Source organism: Stieleria sp. (assembly GCF_041595215.1).
Classification (GTDB): Bacteria; Planctomycetota; Planctomycetia; order Pirellulales; family Pirellulaceae; genus Stieleria; species Stieleria magnilauensis.
Genome location: NZ_JBFHKV010001086.1, coordinates 1 through 2,838 on the forward strand (window position 1 = coordinate 1; position 2,838 = coordinate 2,838).

Sequence of the window (2,838 nt, forward strand, 5' to 3'; positions counted from 1 at the left end):
ACCGCGTCCATCGAAGCATCAATTCCGTTCGGCATTGCCGGTGATTATTACGTCTTCATGCGAACCGACCACAGCAATCAGGTTTTCGAAGAAGACGAGATGAACAACACGCTGTCAAGAGCCATCACGATCGCCGAAGCCGACCCTCCGGCGGACTTGATCGTCGATGCGATTTCGATTCCAGCATCCGCGTTCATCGGCGACACGCTGAAGGTGACTTGGCGGGTCCGCAACGACGGCACGGCGACCACGTTGGTCGACAGTTGGACCGATCGCCTCTATTTGAGCAGCGACAACGTGCGCGGCAACGACACCTTCTTGGGCAGCTACACCCACACGGGAAGTCTGGCCAGCGATGCGTCCTACACGATGACCGCCAGTCCCGTGATTCCCGCCCATGTCGCGGTCGGTAACTACTATGTGCTTGTCGAAACCGATGCGACCAATCGAGTCGACGAACCGACGGCGGAAGGCAATAACATTTCGGCCAGCAACACGCAGGTCGGCGTGGCACTGACACCGCTTCCCGATTTGGTGTCCATGGGCGTCGCGATCGACGCGGGCGTCACGCCCACCAGCGGCGAAAACCTGACCGTCAGCTGGACGACGCGAAACGATGGCGATGCCACCGCCGCAGCACCGTGGATCGAACGCGTCTATCTGTCGGCCGACTCGACGCTGTCCGCGGACGATGTCGCTTTGGGTCAGAAATCGAGTGCGGGCGGTCTGCCGGTCGGCGGCGAAATTCAGAGCAGCCTGACGGTCAAGCTGCCCGATGGCGTCGCCGGTACGAACTATTTGATCGTCGTTCCCGATGCGGACAACACGGTCAACGAGGGCGATGGAGAATCGACGGGGATCGCGACGCTGGAATTTGACATCACCGGATTCCCTTATGCGGATCTAACGGTCAGCGAAGTGGTCGCGCCGGACTTGTTGATCGGCGACCCGGTGGATTTAACCGTGTCGTGGACCGTCCAAAACGTCGGTGCCGGACCGGGGCGACAAACCAGTTGGACCGATCGCGTCGTCCTGTCCAACGACGACATTCTGGGTGACGCTGACGACATCGTGCTGGGCGATTTTCAGCATTTCGGCGCCGTTCCGGACGGCCAGTCCTACACGCGAACAGAAATCATTCCCCTGGCCGCGCGGACCAATGGTCGGTTCACCTTGTTCGTTCAAACGGACGTCGGCGATGTCGTCTACGAACTCGACGGGCACGCCAGCAACGTCGGTTCACCGACAAACAACGTCGATGTCACCACCGCACCCTACAGCGACTTGTTTGTCGAATCGGTGTCCGTGACCGGTGGGCAATCGGCGACCGCGGGTTTGCCACTGGAAGTCAATTGGACGATCGGCAACCGAGGCATCGCGACGACCGATCGCGATACCTGGATCGACTACATCTACGTCAGCAAGAATGAAAACGGCAGCGGCTTGCGATTGATCGGCAGCAGCACCCACGGCGGGGCGCTGGCGGTCGGTGCGACGTATACGCGAACGGAGGCGTTTGATCTGCCCCGCGATTTGGATGGCCAGTACTACGTGTTTGTTCGCACCGGCGGTCCCTACGAATTCTTGTATTCGGGCATCGACGCGAGCGGAGGCAATCAGGGGCGCAGCGATGCAGTCGACGTGTTGTTCGTGCCGCCGACGGCCAATTTGGTCGTCCAAGACGGCTCCATTGTCGTTCCGAATTCCCCAGCCGGTTTCCAGGATGGCACTCAGATCGAAATCAGTTGGACCGTGCTGAATGATTCAATCGACGCCAATGGCACCACCGAAAACGGCTGGACCGATCGCGTCTATTTGCAATCGACCGACGGATCACAGACATTCGAATTGGGACGCTTCGCCGTCGCCGATCCCTTGGAACCGGGCAAATCGGTCGCGCGAACCGAGCTTGTGACGTTGCCGCGTGCGACCGGCCAGTTTCGTCTGTTCGTCCAAACCGATGTCACCAACCGAGTGCTCGAGGCGAACGAGTTGGACAACACCTCGTTCTCCGATCCGTTCCAATTGAACTTCCGACCGCGGCCCGACTTACGAGTGGACGTGACCAGCGAGTACCCGGCGGGCGTGACCGCGGGGACGTCCATCGATGTCACGTTCACCGTCCGCAACGCCGGTACCGCCGACACGCCTTCGGCCGGCAGTCGCTGGGTCGATCGTGTCTGGCTGTCGTCTTCGTCCAGTAGCACGTCGGGGGCGATCTTGCTGGGAGAACTTCAAAATGGATCCGCGCTCGGGTTCGTCGGAACAACATCGGGACAGGCGACCGAGTACAGCAGTTCCGCGACTTTCTCGATCCCCCGCGCGCTCTCGGGCAACTGGTTCGTGCTGGTCGAAACCGATGCGAAGAACGCCGTCGATGAATTTCCCAACGACGGAAACAATCGCGATGCGCAAGCCATTGCGATCGATGCCAATCCCGTTCCGCCGCCGGATTTGGTCGCCGATTTCATTGCCGGTCCCGGCGATGCGTTCGATGATTCCTCGCTGACGGTGCGTTACAAGGTCACCAACCGCGGTGCGGGCGTGACCGATCCAGGTGCCTGGACGGATCAACTGTGGTTGACGCTCGGACTGGACGGTCCCAATTCGGCTCGCGGCGATCGATTCATCGGGTCCTACCGTCATGGCGGTGTCCTGCAGGTCGGCCAGTCGTATGAGGCCGAGGCCACGGTGCGAATTCCCAAGGGGTTGACCGGTCAGTATTTCCTGACGGTTTATGCCGATGGCTATCGCAGCGTCTATGAAGCGTCGTTTGCCGAGAACACGAACCCCGACGCGCCCAACGATCTGGACGGGAACAATTACGCCAGCACGCCG

Annotated in this window: 1 protein-coding gene; it reads left to right on the plus strand. The window is 60.4% G+C overall.

What is annotated here, in order from left to right:
- A partial coding sequence (locus tag ABX749_RS28305) for a CARDB domain-containing protein (protein WP_372898984.1) occupies positions 1 to 2,838 on the plus strand: 2,838 nt, incomplete at both ends.